At 73.3% G+C, this 16019-nt stretch carries 12 protein-coding genes; all 12 read right to left on the bottom strand.

Features of this window, described 5'->3' with window-relative positions; genetic code table 11:
* Nucleotides 1–44: 44 nt before the first annotated feature.
* Nucleotides 45–1649, bottom strand: coding sequence for an FAD-dependent oxidoreductase (locus tag FCH28_RS39730; RefSeq protein ID WP_136741429.1), 1605 nt, complete (start codon nt 1647–1649; stop codon nt 45–47).
* Between the two features lie 55 nt (nt 1650–1704).
* Nucleotides 1705–2736, bottom strand: a complete 1032-nt coding sequence (locus FCH28_RS20100) for a methyltransferase (protein WP_136741428.1) — start codon at nt 2734–2736, stop codon at nt 1705–1707.
* A gap of 235 nt (nt 2737–2971) precedes the next feature.
* Entirely contained in the window at nt 2972–4489 is a 1518-nt protein-coding gene (locus FCH28_RS20095; protein WP_136741427.1) for an FAD-dependent monooxygenase, read from the bottom strand.
* Between the two features lie 145 nt (nt 4490–4634).
* The gene (locus FCH28_RS20090) at nt 4635–6248 is read right to left on the bottom strand and encodes an FAD-dependent oxidoreductase (protein ID WP_136741426.1); all 1614 of its coding nucleotides are present in this window, start codon (nt 6246–6248) and stop codon (nt 4635–4637) included.
* An 80-nt stretch (nt 6249–6328) separates the two neighbouring features.
* Nucleotides 6329–7291, bottom strand: a complete 963-nt coding sequence (locus FCH28_RS20085) for a GNAT family N-acetyltransferase (RefSeq protein ID WP_169314208.1) — start codon at nt 7289–7291, stop codon at nt 6329–6331.
* Nucleotides 7292–7397: 106 nt separating this feature from the next.
* The gene (locus FCH28_RS20080) at nt 7398–8819 is read right to left on the bottom strand and encodes an FAD-binding oxidoreductase (protein ID WP_136741424.1); all 1422 of its coding nucleotides are present in this window, start codon (nt 8817–8819) and stop codon (nt 7398–7400) included.
* An 81-nt stretch (nt 8820–8900) separates the two neighbouring features.
* Nucleotides 8901–9269: a hypothetical protein gene (locus tag FCH28_RS20075; protein ID WP_136741423.1), complete on the bottom strand. Its 369-nt coding sequence runs from the start codon at nt 9267–9269 to the stop codon at nt 8901–8903.
* A 154-nt stretch (nt 9270–9423) separates the two neighbouring features.
* A complete protein-coding gene (locus FCH28_RS20070) occupies nt 9424–9627 on the bottom strand; it encodes an acyl-CoA carboxylase subunit epsilon (protein ID WP_136741422.1) in 204 nt (67 codons plus the stop codon).
* 56 nt (nt 9628–9683) lie between these two features.
* Nucleotides 9684–11252 carry an acyl-CoA carboxylase subunit beta gene (locus FCH28_RS20065; RefSeq protein WP_136741421.1) on the bottom strand — a complete coding sequence of 523 codons (1569 nt, stop codon included), beginning with the start codon at nt 11250–11252 and terminating at the stop codon, nt 9684–9686.
* Complete coding sequence (locus tag FCH28_RS20060) at nt 11249–11518, bottom strand: DUF6059 family protein (protein WP_222852442.1); 270 nt, start codon at nt 11516–11518, stop codon at nt 11249–11251. The genes FCH28_RS20065 and FCH28_RS20060 overlap by 4 nt, the downstream gene beginning before the upstream one ends.
* 60 nt (nt 11519–11578) lie before the next feature.
* Complete coding sequence (locus FCH28_RS20055; protein ID WP_169314207.1) at nt 11579–14998, bottom strand: condensation domain-containing protein; 3420 nt, start codon at nt 14996–14998, stop codon at nt 11579–11581.
* 158 nt (nt 14999–15156) lie between these two features.
* Nucleotides 15157–16017, bottom strand: a complete 861-nt coding sequence (locus tag FCH28_RS20050) for a 4'-phosphopantetheinyl transferase family protein (protein WP_136741419.1) — start codon at nt 16015–16017, stop codon at nt 15157–15159.
* Between the last annotated feature and the right edge of the window lie 2 nt (nt 16018–16019).

The following is a 16019-nucleotide window of genomic DNA, read 5'->3' as shown; positions in this document are numbered from 1 at the left end:
TCCGGGAGGCGCGCCGAGTCGTGTCCGCCGGGCGGCGGTGCCGGTCAGTCCAGGGACAGGATCTGTCGCAGCACGCCGGTCAGGGTCTGCGCGACGTCCCCTGCGGGGCGGCCGTGGGAGCGCCAGGCGACGAAGCCGTCGGGGCGGACCAGGACCGCGCCGCCGTCGGCGATGCCGTACCGCTGCTTGAAGGCGTCCTCCGTGTCGGCGTAGTCGCCACCCCGGCCGATGCCGCGGACGGTCAGCACCAGGCCGAGGTCACGGCCGGCCGCGGCGGCCGCGGCCCACGGGGCGGTGGGACCGGCGGTCAGCAGCGTGAAGCCGACCGGGAAGAGGTCGACGGTGGAGTACGGGCCGTGCTCACCTTCGACCACCACATGCGGGGCGCGCGAGCCGGGCCGGCCGCTGGGCTTGTCCGGGTCCTCGGTGACGGTCCACAGTTCCGGGTCCTCGCCGACGAACGCGCCCGCCGGGTAGGCGTAGCCGAAGGTCATGGTGGTCTCGTCGACCAGGTCCTCGGCGACGTCCTGGAACTGCTTGCCCTCGCGGACGGCGAAGCGCAGCATGGCCTGCCGCACGGTCTCCTCGGCGACCGGGCGGCGCTCGGCGTCGTACGAGGCGAGCAGCCCGGGGCCTGCCTTGCCGCCCAGCACCAGGGCCAGCTTCCAGGCCAGGTTGTAGGCGTCCTGGATGCCGGTGCTGGCGCCGAAGGCGCCGGTGGGCGGCATGACGTGCGCGGCGTCGCCGGCGATGAGGAAGCGGCCCGCTGTGAAGGTGTCGGCGACGCGCGCCGAGATGTCCCAGGCCGGCATGTTGACCGACTCGATCGTCAGCGGCAGGTCGGGGACGCCGACGGCGGCCCGGACCAGTTCGACACAGCGCTCCTGGGTGAAGTCCTCGGCGCGCTGCCCCTTGTCGGGGAAGAAGGAGACGTTGATGACCCACTTGCGGTCGTTGTCGAGCGGGATGATCGTGCCGCGCACCTCGGGGTTGTTGACGTAGGCGGCGATGATCTTGCGGCCACGCAGCGGACCCGTCAGGTCGGCGTCGAAGAAGAAGCTGACCAGGTTGGTGAGGGTGCCGCGGCCATGGGCGCCGATGCCCAGAAGTTCGCGGACCGGACTGCGGCTGCCGTCGGCGGCGACGACGTACTCGGCGCGCAGCTCGGAGGTCTCGCCGGAGCCGAGGTGGGTCAGGGTGGCGGTCACGCCGTCCGGGTCCTGGGCGGCGGCGTCGAGCCGGGTGTGGAAGCGCAGGTCGACGCCGACCTCCTCGGCCCGTTTGCGCAGGATGGGTTCGAGCTGGTTCTGGTCGATCAGGGTCCACTGGGCGGGGCTGATCCGGCTGATGTCCTCGATGGACGCGTTGGGCATCCGGACCCGCTCGTTGCCGGCGAGGGTCTCGACGTGCACCAGGTCGGTGTTGCCGGAGATCGGTGAACGTCCGGCGGTCACCCGCTCTGCCATGCCCACCGCGCGGTAGAGCTCCATCGTGCGCGGGTTGATGGCGCGGGCCTTGGGGTGGGTGGAGGTGCCGGGGTGGCGCTCCACCAGCGTGGCCCGCACCCCGTGGTGGGCGAGGAACACCGCGGCGGACAGGCCCGCGAGGCCGCCGCCGACGATGAGAACGGGCACCTTCTCCTGGCTCATGCTGATTCCTTCGGTGGTCGGACGGTGGTCGGGGCGGGCGGCTTCGGCAGGGCGGTCATCGGGCCGCGGTGACCAGCGTGTGCGTGCCGAGCAGCGGCTCCGCGGTGCTGTCGGTGAAGCCGGCCTCGCTCAGCCAGGTGCGGACGTCCTCGGTCCGGTACTCCGAGCCGTCGGGGCTGACCAGGCGCATGTGGAGGCTGGACAGCAGCCGCTCGGCGTTGCGGCGCTCGTCGTCGATCATCCGGTCGTAGACGAGGATCCGCCCGCCCGGGTTGACGGACTCGTGGACGCGGCGCAGCAGTTCGCGGCGGCGGTCGGTGTCGAAGCCGTGCAGGATGTGGCCGAGCACGATGACATCGGCCTTGGGGATGTCGTCGGTGAAGAAGTCGCCGCCGGTGAACGCGATGCGGTCGCCGAGGCCGAGGCGGCCGGTGTGCTCGGTGAACAGCGGGCGGGTGCGCTCCAGGTCGAACACCCCGGCCGTCAGGTGCGGGTGCTCCTTGACCAGGACGGACGCGAGGTTGCCGCGCGCGCCGCCGAGGTCGACGAAGGAGGAGTAGCGGCTCCAGTCGATGCGGCCGGCGAGCTCGATGCCCATCCGGTCGCTGTACGCGTCGAGGCCGGCGAAGAAGCGCTTCATCTTCTCCGGGTCCTTGTGCTTGTCCCCGACGAAGCCGCCCTTGTCGGGGTCGAGGTGCTGCGGGGTGCCGGTGGTCAGCGCCTCGGTGAGCCGGCCCCAAGTGCCGTACAGGGTCTCGTTGGTGAGCTCGACGAAGCCGCCGAGGTAGGTGGCGGTGCCGGGCACGAGATACGCCTGGGCCAGCGGGGCGTTGCTGTACCGGTCCCCGGACCGTTCGAGCAGGCCGAGGCCGGCCAGTGCGTCCAGGAAGTCGTCGGCCATGCGCCGGTGCAAGCCGGTCGCGGCGACGATGTGGTCCGCGCCCGCGGGCCCCTCGGCGAGGGCGCCGAACACGCCGAGGGTCACGGCGCTGTGCAGCACCTTGGCCGCGCAGTCCGCGATGGTCAGCTTGATCAGCGGACCGGGGTCGACCGCCGCGGCCGTCGTACGGTCATCCGTCGTTGTCACGCAAGCCTCCTAGCAAGCTTCACCTGAAGGACCGCACAGGTCCTGTCCCGACGATGGCCGCCTCGCGTGGAGTCCCACTCGAAGCGGCCTGCAGCGGGCCTCAGGGGCGGTCAGACGGCACGGCAAAGGGCCGCCTCCCCACCGCGGTTCGCGGGGGTGAGGCGGCCCTTTCGGCCGGGGAGGCACGCTCGGGGGAAGGCGTGACCGGGCCGCTTCGGGGGAGCTTTTTCAGGCCCTATCGCCCGCTGGTGCCGGCCCAGGTGGCCAGGGCCGTACGCAGGCCGTCGGCGATCTCGGCGGCGGGCGCGGACGTGTCCGCCGCCCAGGCGATGTAGCCGTCGGGGCGGACCAGCACACCGGCCAGCCCCGGCTCGTCCTCGCAGGCGGCCACGACGTGCCGGACGCGGCCGGCCCACTCCTGACCGGCGGCCCACTCGTCGTGGACCGCGGACACCTCCGGGATGCCGGCCAGGTCGAGCAGGACGAAGGTGCCCCGGTGCAGGAACTCAGGAAGGGTCTCGTCGCCCTCGTCGGTCTTCAGCCGCAGATCACGGGCGAAGTCGCCGAGCAGCCGGTGCTCGGGTCCCGCGAGGTCGTAGCGGACCCGGACACCGCTGAGCATCTCGGCGATATGCCGGTTGACCTGGTCCTTGGCCATCAGGTCCTGGAACAGCTCGCGCAGCTGGGTGACGTACGGGTCGGGGTTCATCAGCGCGATCTGGGCGCGGGTGTTGGCCAGCACCTTGCGGGCGGGCTCCTGCCGCTCCTGGTCGTACGTGTCGAGCAGGCCCTCGGCCGCCCAGCCGTGGATGTCGGCGGCGAGCTTCCAGCCGAGGTTGAAGGCGTCCTGGAGGCCGAGGTTGACGCCCTGGCCGCCGACCGGGAAGTGGGTGTGCGCGGCGTCGCCGGCGAGGAAGACGCGGCCCTCGCGGTAGCGCTCGGCCTGGCAGGCGGAGTCGGTGAACCAGGACAGCCAGCGCGGCCGGCTCGCGCCGAGGTCGTCGCCCCAGATCGTGCGCAGGCTGTCGGTGAACTCCTCCAGCGTCAGCTCGGAACCCGCCTCCTTGCCGTGCTCGAAGTCGAAGGTGGCGACACGGTGGTACGTCTCGTCGAGCGGGACGCAGAAGAGCAGTCCGCGCTGGGTGCGCTCCATGCCCATCGGGGCGTTCTCCCGGTCGGCGAGGACGACGTCGGCCAGGCGAGCGGTGACGCGGCCGCCGGTGCCGGGGAAGCCGATGCCCGCGGACTTGCGGACCAGGCTGCGGCCGCCGTCGGTGCCCACCACATAGCGGCCCCGCAGGGTGTACGCGCCGTCGGGGCCGGTGACGTCGACCTCGGCGCCGTTGTCGTCCTGGCGGACGGCGGTCACCTCGTGGCCGCGGCGTATCTCGCAGCCGAACTCCTGGGCGCGCTCCTCCAGCAGGCGCTCGGTGCGGGTCTGCTCGGAGAGCAGCGCGTAGTTGTGGGCGCTGTCGAGCAGGGAGAAGTCGACCCAGACGTCGAGGCCGGCGAAGTGGCCGTTGCTCCACGAGCGGGCGCCGTCGCGGAAACGCTCGGCCAGGCCGCGGCGGTCGAGCGACTCCAGCGAACGGGCGTGCAGGCCGAAGGCCTTGGAGTGCGGAGTGCGCTCGGGGAGGCGCTCCAGCACCACCGTGTCGACACGGGCGATGCGGAGCTCGGAGGCGAGCAGCATGCCCACCGGGCCTCCGCCGACGATGAGGACGTCGAAGTCGAAGTCCTGGGTGTCCCGCATGTGCAAGTCCTTCCGAGAAGTGGGTCGTTCGGCTCGTTCGAGGGGATCTGTGCGTGCAGTCTGGCAAGGAGTGGTGGGCCCGGTGTGCGGAACGACGTGACGGGCGCCGGATACGTCCGCCGGCCGGCCGGCCGTCCCGCGTCGCTCAGCGGGCCAGGATCCGGCGCAGCGCCGCCTCCAGCACCGCGCCCTGCTCACCGGAGGGGACGGCGCCCGTGACACGCCAGGCGACGATCCCGTCCGGGCGGACCAGGACGGCACCCGCGGGGCCCACCCCGTAGGCATCGGCCCAGCGGCCGTCCGGATCGGCCAGCGCCCCGCGCTCGGCGGTCGGCGCGATGCGGTGGAAGGCGAGGTCCGTCCCGAGCGCGGAGCCGGCGGCCGCGGCCGCCGCTGCCCAGGAGCCGCCGTCCGCCCCGGCGAGCAGCACGAAGCCGCTGCCGAACAGGTCCAGCGTGGTCACCGGGGTGCCGTCGCGCTCCACCACCACGTGCGGGGCGCGGGTGCCGGGCTCGCCGCGCAGGGTGCGCGGGTCGGAGGTCAGCGGCAGCCGCTGCGCGCCGGCCTCGGGGATGAAGGCCCCGGAGCGGTAGGCCTGGCCCATGGTCACGGTCATCGCGTCGTCCGTGGCGGCACGCTGCTCCTCGGTGGCCGTGCCCGAGCGCAGGGCGAGCTGGAGGGAGCCCTGCTGCGCGGTGTACGTGCCGACCGGGCCGCGCTCTTCCTGGTAGCTGTCGAGCAGGGCGCTGCCCGCGGTGCCGGCCAGCACCAGGGCCAGCTTCCAGGCCAGGTTGAAGGCGTCGGCGATACCGGTGTTGGCGCCGTAGCCGCCGGTGGGCGGGATCTGGTGGGCGGCGTCGCCGGCGATCAGCACCCGGTCCTGGACGAAGGTCTCGCTGACGAGCTCGGCCATGTCCCACGGGAAGCGGGAGCGGATGGTGACCTCGACCGCGTCCGAGCCGATCGCTGCGGAGACCAGCTCGGCGCAGCGGGCGTCGGTGAAGTCGTCGAGGCTCTCGCCCTTCTCGGGGTCGTAGCCGACGATCAGGGTGCCCTCGGTGAGGGTGTCGTCGTGCACAAGGATGCCGGTGACCGTGTCGTTCTTGACGTGGACGACGCTGTAGCGGCGGTCCCCGAGGACCGCGCCGAAGTCGGCGCCGAAGGCGATGCTGACATGCCGGGAGAGCACCCCGCGGCCTTCGCGCCGGATGCCGAGGGACTCCCGGACTGCGCTGCGCGGCCCGTCGGCGGCCACCAGGTAGTCGGCTTGCAGGGTGCTCTCGGTGCCGTCCGCGTCCTTGACGACGGCGGTGACGCCGTTCGCGTCCTGGGCGAAGGAGACCAGCTCGGTGCTGAACCGCAGATCGGCGCCGAGCTTCTCGGCGCGGGCCCGGAGGATCGGCTCCAGCCGGTCCTGCGGCAGCAGCAGAAGCTTGGCGGGGGTCAGGTCCGTGAGCTCGTCGCCGCCCGCCAGCTCCTCCTTGCTGAAGAGGACCTCGCCGGCCAGTGAAACGACACCGGCGCGGGTCTTGTGCTGCTCGAAGCCGGCCGCGGCCGCCTTGGCCGCCTCCTCGACGCCCACCGTGCGCAGGAGTTCGGCGGTGCGCGGGTAGTAGCCGACGGCGCGGGGGTGGATGGAGGTGCCGGGGTGCCGCTCGACCAGGGTGCAGGGCACGTTGTGATGGGCGAGGAACACCGCCGTGGACAGGCCGACGAGGCTGCCGCCGGCGATCAGTACGCGTGTGCCGCTGTTACTCACAAGGAACCCCTCTCAAGGTGACCGTCTGCGCGGATCGTGGCAACGGCCGGTGGACCTGGACTCGAACCCGGCTCGGGCGGTCATGCCTTGACGGAATACGTCGACCAGGAGCTGTCCGCCTGGAACCCGAGGCGGCGGTTGAGGGCCACGACGGCCTCGTTGTGTACGTCGTTCCAGGCCTGCACCAGGGCCAGCCGCGGGTTCTCGTCGGCGGCCCGGACCAGCAGGCCGGCCTTGAGCCAGGTCCCCAGACCGCGGCGGCGCCGGCCGGCGAGCACCAGGGTCTCCCCCGCGTCGGCCATCGGGCTGTCCCGGACGAAGAGGGTGGCGTACCCGGCGACCTCGCCGGTGTCCGTGTCGACGGCGGCGCTCACGTACTGCCGGTGTCCGGCCCGCCCGGCCTCGGCCTCGCGCAGCCGGACGTCCTCGGCGGTGGGAGTACGCACCTCGGCCTGGCCGTTGACCGGCGCGTCGAGGGTGCCCCAGGCCCGTGCGTAGGAGTCGACGAGCTCGTCCGGGCAGCGGTCGGTCCACTGCACCAGGCGGTGCCCCTCGACCGCACGGGCGGCCGGCTCGTCGAGTCCGGCGCGGACCGGGCCGCGCAGGAAGAGGCGGTTGCGCAGGTTGGTGCCGCGGAGTTCCGCGCCGCAGACGGCGGCGAAGGCCTCGGCGGCGGGGGTGCGGGGGGCGTCGACCATGAGGTGGCCGCGGCCGCGGGCACGGAGTTCGGCGCGGGCGGCGTCCACCAGGGCGGCGCCGGCGCCGCGGCGGCGGAAGGAGGGGAAGACCCACAGCGAGCCGTGCCCGGGTCCTGCCGGGTCGCCGAGGTCGAGGCCGAGCTTGGTGCACCCGGCGGGCCGGTCGCCGTCGAAGGCGGCCAGCACGATCCGGTCGGCGCCGTGCCGGCGCTGCAGCAGCCGGGCCAGCAGGGCCTCCGAAACCGGTGGGTCGCCGGGCAGTTCCCGGCTCATCGTCTCCTGGAAGCCCGGGAGGAGGAGGGCGATGGTGGCCGGGTCGTCGCCGTCTAGGCTGCGAATGTCCATAGGAGCAGGGTTTCCGCCGGAGGTCGTACGGCCGTCGAGCATGACTCGAGCCCGGGGACCGCACCTTCCCCGGGCCCGAGCCGACCTTGCCGGGCGGCGTTCCCCGTCACCGGTCGGCCGGCGCCGCCCCGTCGATGCTCTGCCCGTGCCGGAAGAAGCCGTCGGGGTCGTAGGCCCGCTTGATCTCGCGCAGCCGGGGGGTGTTCTCCCCGTAGTGGTCGCGCTCCCAGTCCGCCGGTACCCGCGAGCTGGGGAAGTTGATGTACGAGCCGGTGGCCAGCGGGGCGAGGGCCGCGCCGCAACGGTCGGCCCACTCGTCGAGCTCGACCGGGCCCCGGGCCACCGACTCCTCGTCACGGGTGGCTATCTGATAGCCCGTCAGGAACTGGGCGTCCCGGTGCACATACGCGGTCTCGGTGCGGCCGACGCGGTTGGCGGCACCACCGAGCGCGATGCACAGCAGATAGCGCTCGTCGTCCAGGTCCGGGTTCCACGCCCGCAGCAGGGAGTCGGCCTCGGCGCGGGTCACGGCCCTGCCGGTGAGCCGGTAGGCCTGCCGGGTGTAGGGGTGGCGGTGGCCGATCGCGTCGGGGTGGGTGCCGGTGCGGTGGCACTGCTGGACGGTCTTGGAACCGCACAGCACCTCGTGCATCACGTCGGCGTAGGCTCCCGGCGCCCCGGCCTCGCGGTGCACGGGCTTGGTGCCGGTGCGCTCGGTGAGCTCGTCCAGGGCGCGTGCCAGCTCCTCGGGCTCCCCGTGGTGCACACCCCAGATCTTGACGATCGGCTTGCCGTCGGGCCCGAAGATGCCGGGCAGTACGACCAGGGAGGTGCCGAGGTCCTCGGCGGCGTCGACGGCCCAGGACTGCCAGGCGGCCAGCACGTCGGCGGCGTCGTCGTAGGGCCACAGGGTCTCGAAGCCGGTCAGCCGCGGGGCGTCGACGGGCCGCAGCGCGAACTCGGTGACGATGCCGAAGGTCCCGCCGCCACCGCCGCGCAGCGCCCAGTACAGGTCAGGGTGCTCGTCGGCGGACGCGCGGACGGTCCGGCCGTCGGCGAGGACGACCCGGGCGGAGACGATCCGGTCGCTGCCGACGCCGAACTTGCGGGTCTGCCAGCCCAGTCCGCCGCCCGTCAGGAAACCGCCCTGGCTGACGGTGGGGAAGGTGCCGGTGACGATCTGGCGGCCCTGCGACTTGAGGGCGTCCAGCGCGTCGAGGGACTGGATGCCGGCTCCGATGCGCACGGTGGGGCCGTCGGCGACGGCGTGGTTCATCCGCGACAGGTCGATGACCAGGCCGGTTCCGGTGGACCAGCCGTTGAAGCTGTGGCCGGCGCCGCGGATGTGCGCCGGGATGCCGGTCTCCCGTGCGTGCCGCACGCAGGCGACGACGTCCTCGGGGGACTCGCAGTAGGCGACGCCCGACGGGGCGACCGTGTCGTACTCGGTGTTCTGCAGTTGCCTGGCGAGCCGGTACCCCGGATCGGACGGGAGAACGAGCTCACCCTTGAGTTGATCGCGCAGCATGAGGTTCTTTCCTCCGTGAGTTCCCGGTCCGGGGGTACGGGGCGGGTGCGCCGTCGGGCGGGCACCCGGCGCGGCTCGTGCCTACTTGTCGATGCCGAACTTGCGGGCGATGACCTTGGAGCCCTCGTGGCCGCGCAGCAACTCGCCCTTGGGCGAGTAGAAGTTGGCGCCGCCGGTGCCCTCCCAGCGGTCGTCGGAGACGAAGTCGCCGTTCACGAAGACATGAGCCTCGCCGACGTGTTCGCCCTCCGGGCTGACCGCGAGGATGTGGAAGTTGTACTGGAAGGAGTCCTTTCCGGTGGACTCCCAGTTGCCCAGGCCGATGTTCTTGGCGTTGACCTGGTAGCAGGTGACGCCGCCGTCACCGGTGAACGATGCCAGCCCGAACACGGACTTTCCGTCGTCCTCCAGCTCCGTGGTCCAGGTTCCGACCAGCCTCGCGTCCGTCATGGTGCCTCTCCTGACGTGGGTTTCGGTGTGCACGGTGTGCGTGTGCGCGTGTCTGCGCGGTGTGCGGGATGTGCGTGCTGTGCGCCATCACGGTTCCGTCCCGTGCTGGAGCGGTACTTGAACCGCCCCTGAAGCGGGCCTCGGTGGCCGGCGGTCACCTGCCGCGCCACGCCCCGGCGGGCGTGTGCGGATTGCGGTGCGCCCGGTACCAGCCGGAGCCGGTGGGCTTCCCGTCCGCCGCCGCGGCCGCGGCCCGCGCCGCGGCGGCCCGCTGGGCCAGCAGGGCCGTCAGGACCACGGTGAGGGCGGCGGCCTCCTCCGCCGACGGGGCGCCACCGGTGATCTGCCAGGCGGTCACGGCAGCTTCGGCCGCCTCTACCCCTGCCGCTGCCTCCGCCTCTTGCTCCTCGCCCGTCATACCGGCGGGTTGCCGTGCTTGCGGGAGGGGAGGTCCGCGTACTTGCTCCGCAGCATCGTGAGCGCGCCGATGAGCGCCGAGCGGGTCTCGGCGGGATCGATGACGTCGTCCACCAGACCGCGCTCGGCGGCGTAGTAGGGGTTCATCAGCTCGGCCTGGTATTCCTTGATCTTCTGGGCCCGCACCGCGTCCGGGTCGTCGGCCGCGGCGATCTCCCGGCGGAAGATCACGTTGGCGGCTCCCTCGGCGCCCATGACCGCGATCTCATTGGTCGGCCACGCCAGCGACAGGTCCGCGCCGATGGAGCGAGAGTCCATGACGATGTACGCGCCGCCGTACGCCTTGCGCAGGATCAGCTGCACCCGCGGGACGGTCGCGTTGCAGTAGGCGTAGAGCAGCTTGGCGCCGTGCCGGATGATGCCGCCGTGCTCCTGGTCCACGCCCGGCAGGAAGCCGGGGACGTCGACGAGGGTCACCAGGGGGATGGCGAAGGCGTCGCAGAACTGCACGAAGCGCGCGGCCTTTTCGCTGGCGTGGATGTCGAGCACCCCGGCGAAGGCGGCGGGCTGGTTGGCGACGATGCCCGTGACATGGCCGTCGAGGCGGACCAGTGCGCACACGATGTTGGTCGCCCAGCCCGGCTGGGTCTCGAAGTACTCGCCGTCGTCGACGATCTCCTCGATCACCGAGCGGATGTCGTACGCCTGGTTGGCGTTGGCCGGGACGATCTCCTGGAGCGCCTCGGTGAGCCGGTCGGCCGGGTCGGCCGAGGGCTGGTGGGGCGCCGTCTCGCGGTTGTTGGACGGCAGCAGGGAGAGCAGAAAACGTACGTCCTCCAGGCAGGCGGCCTCGTCGTCGTAGGCGAGGGCCGCGACGCCGGAGACGCCGGCGTGGACATCGGCGCCGCCGAGCCCGTTCTGGGTGATCTCCTCACCGGTGACGGCCTTGACGACGTCCGGTCCGGTGATGAACATCTGCGAGGTCTCGCGCACCATGAACACGAAGTCGGTGAGCGCGGGCGAGTAGGCGGCGCCGCCCGCGCACGGGCCGAGCATCACGGAGATCTGCGGGATCACGCCCGAGGCGCGGGTGTTGCGCTGGAAGATGCCGCCGTATCCGGCGAGCGCGGTGACGCCCTCCTGGATGCGGGCTCCCGCGCCGTCGTTGAGGGAGACCAGGGGCGCTCCGGCGGCCAGCGCCAGATCCATCACCTTGTGGATCTTCTGGGCGTGCGCCTCGCCGAGGGCGCCGCCGAAGATCCGGAAGTCGTGGGCGTAGACGAAGACGGTGCGGCCGTGGACGGTGCCCCACCCCGTGATCACACCGTCGGTGTGCGGGCGCTTGTGCTCCAGTCCGAAACCGGTCGCGCGGTGCCTGCGCAGGGCCTCGATCTCGTGGAACGACCCCTCGTCCAGCAGCAGGTCGATGCGCTCGCGGGCGGTCAGTTTTCCCTTGGCGTGCTGCCGGGCGGTGGCCTGCTCGTCGGGGCCCTGGGCGGCCAGTTCCTTGAGCCGGGCCAGTTCGGCCAGTCGGTCTCCCGCGGGAGCCGCGGTGTCGGTGGTCATGCGATCCCCTCCGGGTTCGACAGCCGGCGTGCCAGGTCCTGTTCGACCGCGCTGAGCGGGATGTCGGGGCGAAGCTGCTCCGGGTGGCCGGGCGGGGGCCGGTCCAGCCCCCACTCCTCGGCCGGATCGTCGAGCGGGGGAACGTAAACCCATATGGCGCCGACCGCGATCAGCGACCGGCCGACCCACCGCAGAAATGCGGTGGTTCTGGGCCAGGAATCCACGTGCCCCCCTGTTACCGAGGACCTGGTCGTCTGTACGGGCATGGACCGTCCTCCTCACTTCCCGATACGTGATGCGGATCGGCACACGGTCACACGGCGGCCTCAAGAGTCTTTGGAGAGATGCTCGACCGAGGACGGACCGGGGCCGCGGTCGTCCGGTCGGACCTCCTCGTCCGGCCCGCTGCCCAGGTGGCTGAGTGTGTGGGCCAGGCCGTCGGCGTCGGCGGGTCCCGCGCCCTGCGTCACCACGAGCGGGCAGGTCCCGTCGTCGCTGCCGACGCGCCGGGCGATCTCGTGCGCGAGACGTCCGCTGCCCGACCAGCCGGCCAGTACGAGGCGGTGGCCCAGGGCACATGCGGTGCGCAGTTCGCGTGCCGCCCGGTCGGGCGCCTCGGTGGCGGAGCGCACGGCGAGCAGCTGTTCCGGCCCGGTGTGGCTCGCCACGAGGGCGCGGTAGCCGGCGGGCGTGGCACCCGGCGGCGGGACGAGACACACGGCCCCGGCGTCGGGCCGCTCGGCCCGGCGCAACTCGGTCAGCACACCCCGGTCGGGCCCCGGTTCCGCCGCCATCCTCGGCACGTCGGCGCCGGGCAGTGCGTTCAGCACCTCGGCGACGGGCCTGGTGGCGTCGGCACCGTCCACGAACGCGCGCAGCAGCTGTCTGCTCTGCGCGAGGATCTTCGCCGCCTCGGCGTCGGCGAGGCGCCCGCGGTCGTGGACCGCGGTCAGCAGCAGGCCGCCGAGGTGGTCGTAGCGGACGACCAGTCTGACGGGCAGCGTGCTGGTGGCGCCGGTGCTCTGCGGCGGATCGACCCGGACGCCCCGGGCGGCGAGTTGTGCCACCAGATCGTCCGGCGGGGGCTTGCGGGGCTCGAAGTCGACGGCGGTGCCGAAGAGCGCCTCGTCAGCGGGGCGGCCGCTCCAGGCGCGTATGTGCTCCGCGCCGATCCAGTCGTGCGCGGCCATGTCGAGGGTCCTGTCCCGTAGTGCCGCCAGCAGCCGGGGCACGGTGGCCGCCGGATCGACGTCGACGGTCATCGGCAGGACGCCGGACAGCGGGCCTGGCAGCCGCTCGACGCCTTCCAGGGGGATGCCCCGGCCGTCGACGGAGACGCCGAAGGTCACCGTGGTCGGACCGGTGGCGCCGGTGGCACGGTGCAGCAGCAGGGCCCAGGCGGCCTGCACCGCCGTGCTCTCGGTGACGCCCCAGGACGCCGCCCAGTGGACGAGCCGGGCCGCTTCGGGCTGTGGCAGCCGTCTCGAAGTGCGTCCGAAACCGGTGAGCCGGGTGGGCGCGCCGGGACGGGCCGGCTGGAGTGCCGTGCCGGGACGGGCGGCCGCGCGGCTCCAGAAGTCCCGTGCCGGGGACGGGTCCTGGTCGCCCAGCCAGCTCGTGTAGTCGCGCAGGTCGGGGCGGCGCTCGCCGCCCCCGAGGGAGCCGTCGTGGAGATAGGCGCGGTAGAACTCGCGCAGCAGCACCCGGACGCTCCAGGTGTCGACGAGGGCGTGGTGGTAGGTGAGCAGGACCCGCGTGGTGTCCGCCGCTTCGCCGTCGCCCGGGGGGCCGTCGAGCAGGGTGACCCGCAGCGCTCCCGGCCGGTACAGGTCGATGCCGCGGCGGCGGTCGCGTTCCCGCAGCCGGGCCCAGCTCATGTCGGTGTGCGCCAGGCGGACGACCTGCGCGGTGGCCCGGTCGTGCAGCACGATCCGGGAGTGGTCGTGGCGGTCGAAGGCGGCGCGCAGCAGCGTTTCCCGCTCGAAGACCGCCTGCCACGCGGCGGTGAACCGCTCGCTGTCCAGCGGCCCGTGCCAGGTCCAGTGGAGCTGTTCGACGTGGTGTCCGGCGCCGGGGTGGGCCGGCGACTGGGCGAGCAGTTCACGCTGGCGGGGCGTGGCGGCGACGGTCGGCCCGGCGGACGGTACGGGCGTGTCGTCCGCGCCCGAGTCCGCCAACGACTCCAGTACGGAGCGCAGCCGGCCGCACAGCGCGTCCACGGAGGTCTCGTCGACGCCGTCGGCGGCACCGGGGCACCACTCGGCCTGTACGTGCAGCCTGCCGTGCTCGATATGGCTGCGGACCTGCACCCCGTACGGGGAGGCGCCGCCGGCCGGCTGGGGCAGTCTGCTGGGGGCGGGTCCGGCGAGGGTGAAACGGCTGGAACCCGGCAGGAGTTCGGCCGACGGATGGTGGGTGAAGCAGGCCGCCGCGCGCGGCCCGCCGGGCGGCGCGGGGTCGGCGTCACCGGTGAGCGCGGGCGCGACGGCGGCGAGATAGCGGTCGGGCGTCAGATGCCGATTGCTGTCGAGCCGGATACGGCGGACGCGGGTGTACGGGCCGACGGCGCGCGCGTATCCGGGGAGGCCGTCGCGCCCGTCGGTGCGCAGGTCGAAGGCGAGGTCGTGGGTCCCGCGCCAGCGGGCCAGCGCCTGGCCGACCGCCCCTGCGAGCAGTTCGGCGACGGAGAGCCCGTAGCGGGCCGGGAGGACTCCGGTGAGCATGCTGGTCTCGGTCACCGGCAGGGCGAAGCGGGTGTGGCGCACCTGCGGCCCGTCGGGCCCGGACGCGGGCGGCCGCGGCCCGGCGGCGGACCGGTCGCCGGCGGCACCGCGCCGGTGGGCGGCTTCGTCGGCGTCCGCGGTCATCGCGCGCAGCCGCTCGGTCCACTCCTCGAACCGGCCCGCGTCGCTCGTCAGGCGGGGCGGCGTGCCGGCGGTGAGCGCGTCCAGTGCCCGTTCCAGGTCCTCCAGGAGGACGGGCCAGGAGGCGGTGTCGGCGGCGAGGTCGTGCACGGCGAGGAACAGCAGGTCGCCGGCCGGGAATCCGGCACCGCCGCCCCGGGCGTGCAGCGCGCGCAGCAGCACCCCGGCGTGCGGGTCGAGGCCGCGCCGGGTCTCGGCGACGGCCTGGTCGAATGCGGCGCGGTCGGTGAACTCCGCGGTGCGCAGCGGGTCGTACCGTCCGGCCTCGCGGGCCATTTCGGCGGTGAGCAGCATCCGCTCCCCGGGCGCCGGGACGATGCGGGCGGACAGCATCGGGTGGGCGGCGACGACGGAGCGCAGGGCGCGCCGTAGCGTGTCCCCGTCGACCGGTCCTGGCAGCCGGAGCAGCACGCCGTGGTGCGCACGGGCCGTGTCGCCGGGCGCGGCACGCAGGATGTCGCGCTGGCAGGGGCTCAGCGGTACCGGTCCTGCCGGCCCGGCCAGCAGGTCGGCGAGGAGCCCGGCGGGCAGGTCCTGGCCCGGTCGTGCGGGCTCTCCGGCGGGCTGGACGGTGAGGCGCAGGGTGTGGTGCGCGGGGCCGTGACGTTCGAGGCGGGCGCGCAGCACGCCCTCCGCCTCGGGGTGTTCGGCGTGTTCGGCGCTGTCGGTGCCGATCCGCCAGGTGTGCAGGTCCCGTTGGCGCGCGACGAAGCGGGCCAGTGCGGTCTCCAGCGCGGCGGGGTCGAGGGTGCCGTGGAGTTGGAGGACCGGGCCTGCGGCGACCACGGTCATCGACCCGTCTGTGGAGTGGCTGCTCGTCATGGGCGCTCCCTCCTGTTGTCTTGTGCGCGGAAGCCCGGCGTACCTCCTCGCGCTCCCGATCGCAGATGTGTGCATCGGGCACGTTAGTCGCGTGCCCGAGCCGGCGCCCGCGGCCTCCAGACATCCTGGAGCCGCCTCTGAGCGGCGCTGATGCGGCTCTACGGCAGGAATGTTTCCCGCGGTAACAGTTGTGACACCAGACTCATGGACCGCTCGTCGCACAGGTCGCCGGCGGCGGCCCCGGGTCCCGGCCCGGGACCTGTGCCGTGGCAGGCCACGCTGACCAGATACCGGCCCAGTGCCCGGTAGGTGCCGAAGGCCCAGGCGCCGTGGGCGGCCGGGGTGCCGTCCGGTGCGAGCAGGCCGTGGTCCCGGCCCGGCGGCATCTCCCCCTCGGCGCCGGGAGCGAAGCCGAACTCGGTGAAGGCCAGCCGCAGTCCCTGCCCCAGCGCCTTGGTGTAGGCCTCCTTCAGGGTCCACAGGCGCAGCAGGGCGGCCGTCTGTTCCGGGCCGTCGAGGCCGTCCAGCGCGGCCTGTTCCGCGGGCGTGCACATGCGGTCGCGCAGCACGTCGAAGGAGAGGCCGCGGGACAGCGGTTCGGTGTCGACGCCGATCCTTCCGGTGCGGCTGACGCCCACCACGATGAGGTCACCGGTATGGGTGAGACTCACCTCGACCTGCCGCAGACCGCGCAGATGCGGCCGCCCGCCGATCTTGTACGCGAGGTCCAGTTCCGCGGCCTCGGTGCCCAGCGCGGCCGCCGCCGTGTACTTGAGGACGAGCCGGGCGGCGGCGAACCGGTGGCGCACCAGGGGATGGGCGGTACGCCGGTAGCGCTGCCAGTCGCGGCCGAGCAGCAGCCGCAGCCGGGGCTCGGTGACGACAGCGGTCAGCCACTCCCCCCAGGTGGTGAACACGACCGCGTTGCCGCACCGTGCCATGCCGTCGCGGACGCCGTGCCAGGGGCCGGCGGGACCGCCGACGTGCACGGGCGGTGTGATCCGCCGCGCCTGCGTCATCC

This window comes from Streptomyces piniterrae, assembly GCF_005048155.1.
In the GTDB taxonomy this organism is placed as follows: domain Bacteria; phylum Actinomycetota; class Actinomycetes; order Streptomycetales; family Streptomycetaceae; genus Streptomyces; species Streptomyces piniterrae.
Note: the sequence above shows the minus strand (reverse complement) of the source record. Positions and strands in the feature narration are given on the sequence as shown.

What these genes read in the sequence shown, in the direction of transcription:
- FCH28_RS39730 (WP_136741429.1), bottom strand. Translation starts at nt 1,649, where the DNA reads ATGAGCCAGGAGAAGGTGCCCGTTCTCATCGTCGGCGGCGGCCTCGCG.
- FCH28_RS20095 (WP_136741427.1), bottom strand. Translation starts at nt 4,489, where the DNA reads ATGCGGGACACCCAGGACTTCGACTTCGACGTCCTCATCGTCGGCGGA.
- FCH28_RS20085 (WP_169314208.1), bottom strand. Translation starts at nt 7,291, where the DNA reads ATGGACATTCGCAGCCTAGACGGCGACGACCCGGCCACCATCGCCCTC.
- FCH28_RS20080 (WP_136741424.1), bottom strand. Translation starts at nt 8,819, where the DNA reads ATGCTGCGCGATCAACTCAAGGGTGAGCTCGTTCTCCCGTCCGATCCG.
- FCH28_RS20075 (WP_136741423.1), bottom strand. Translation starts at nt 9,269, where the DNA reads ATGACGGACGCGAGGCTGGTCGGAACCTGGACCACGGAGCTGGAGGAC.
- FCH28_RS20065 (WP_136741421.1), bottom strand. Translation starts at nt 11,252, where the DNA reads ATGACCACCGACACCGCGGCTCCCGCGGGAGACCGACTGGCCGAACTG.
- FCH28_RS20060 (WP_222852442.1), bottom strand. Translation starts at nt 11,518, where the DNA reads ATGCCCGTACAGACGACCAGGTCCTCGGTAACAGGGGGGCACGTGGAT.
- FCH28_RS20055 (WP_169314207.1), bottom strand. Translation starts at nt 14,998, where the DNA reads ATGACGAGCAGCCACTCCACAGACGGGTCGATGACCGTGGTCGCCGCA.
- FCH28_RS20050 (WP_136741419.1), bottom strand. Translation starts at nt 16,017, where the DNA reads ATGACGCAGGCGCGGCGGATCACACCGCCCGTGCACGTCGGCGGTCCC.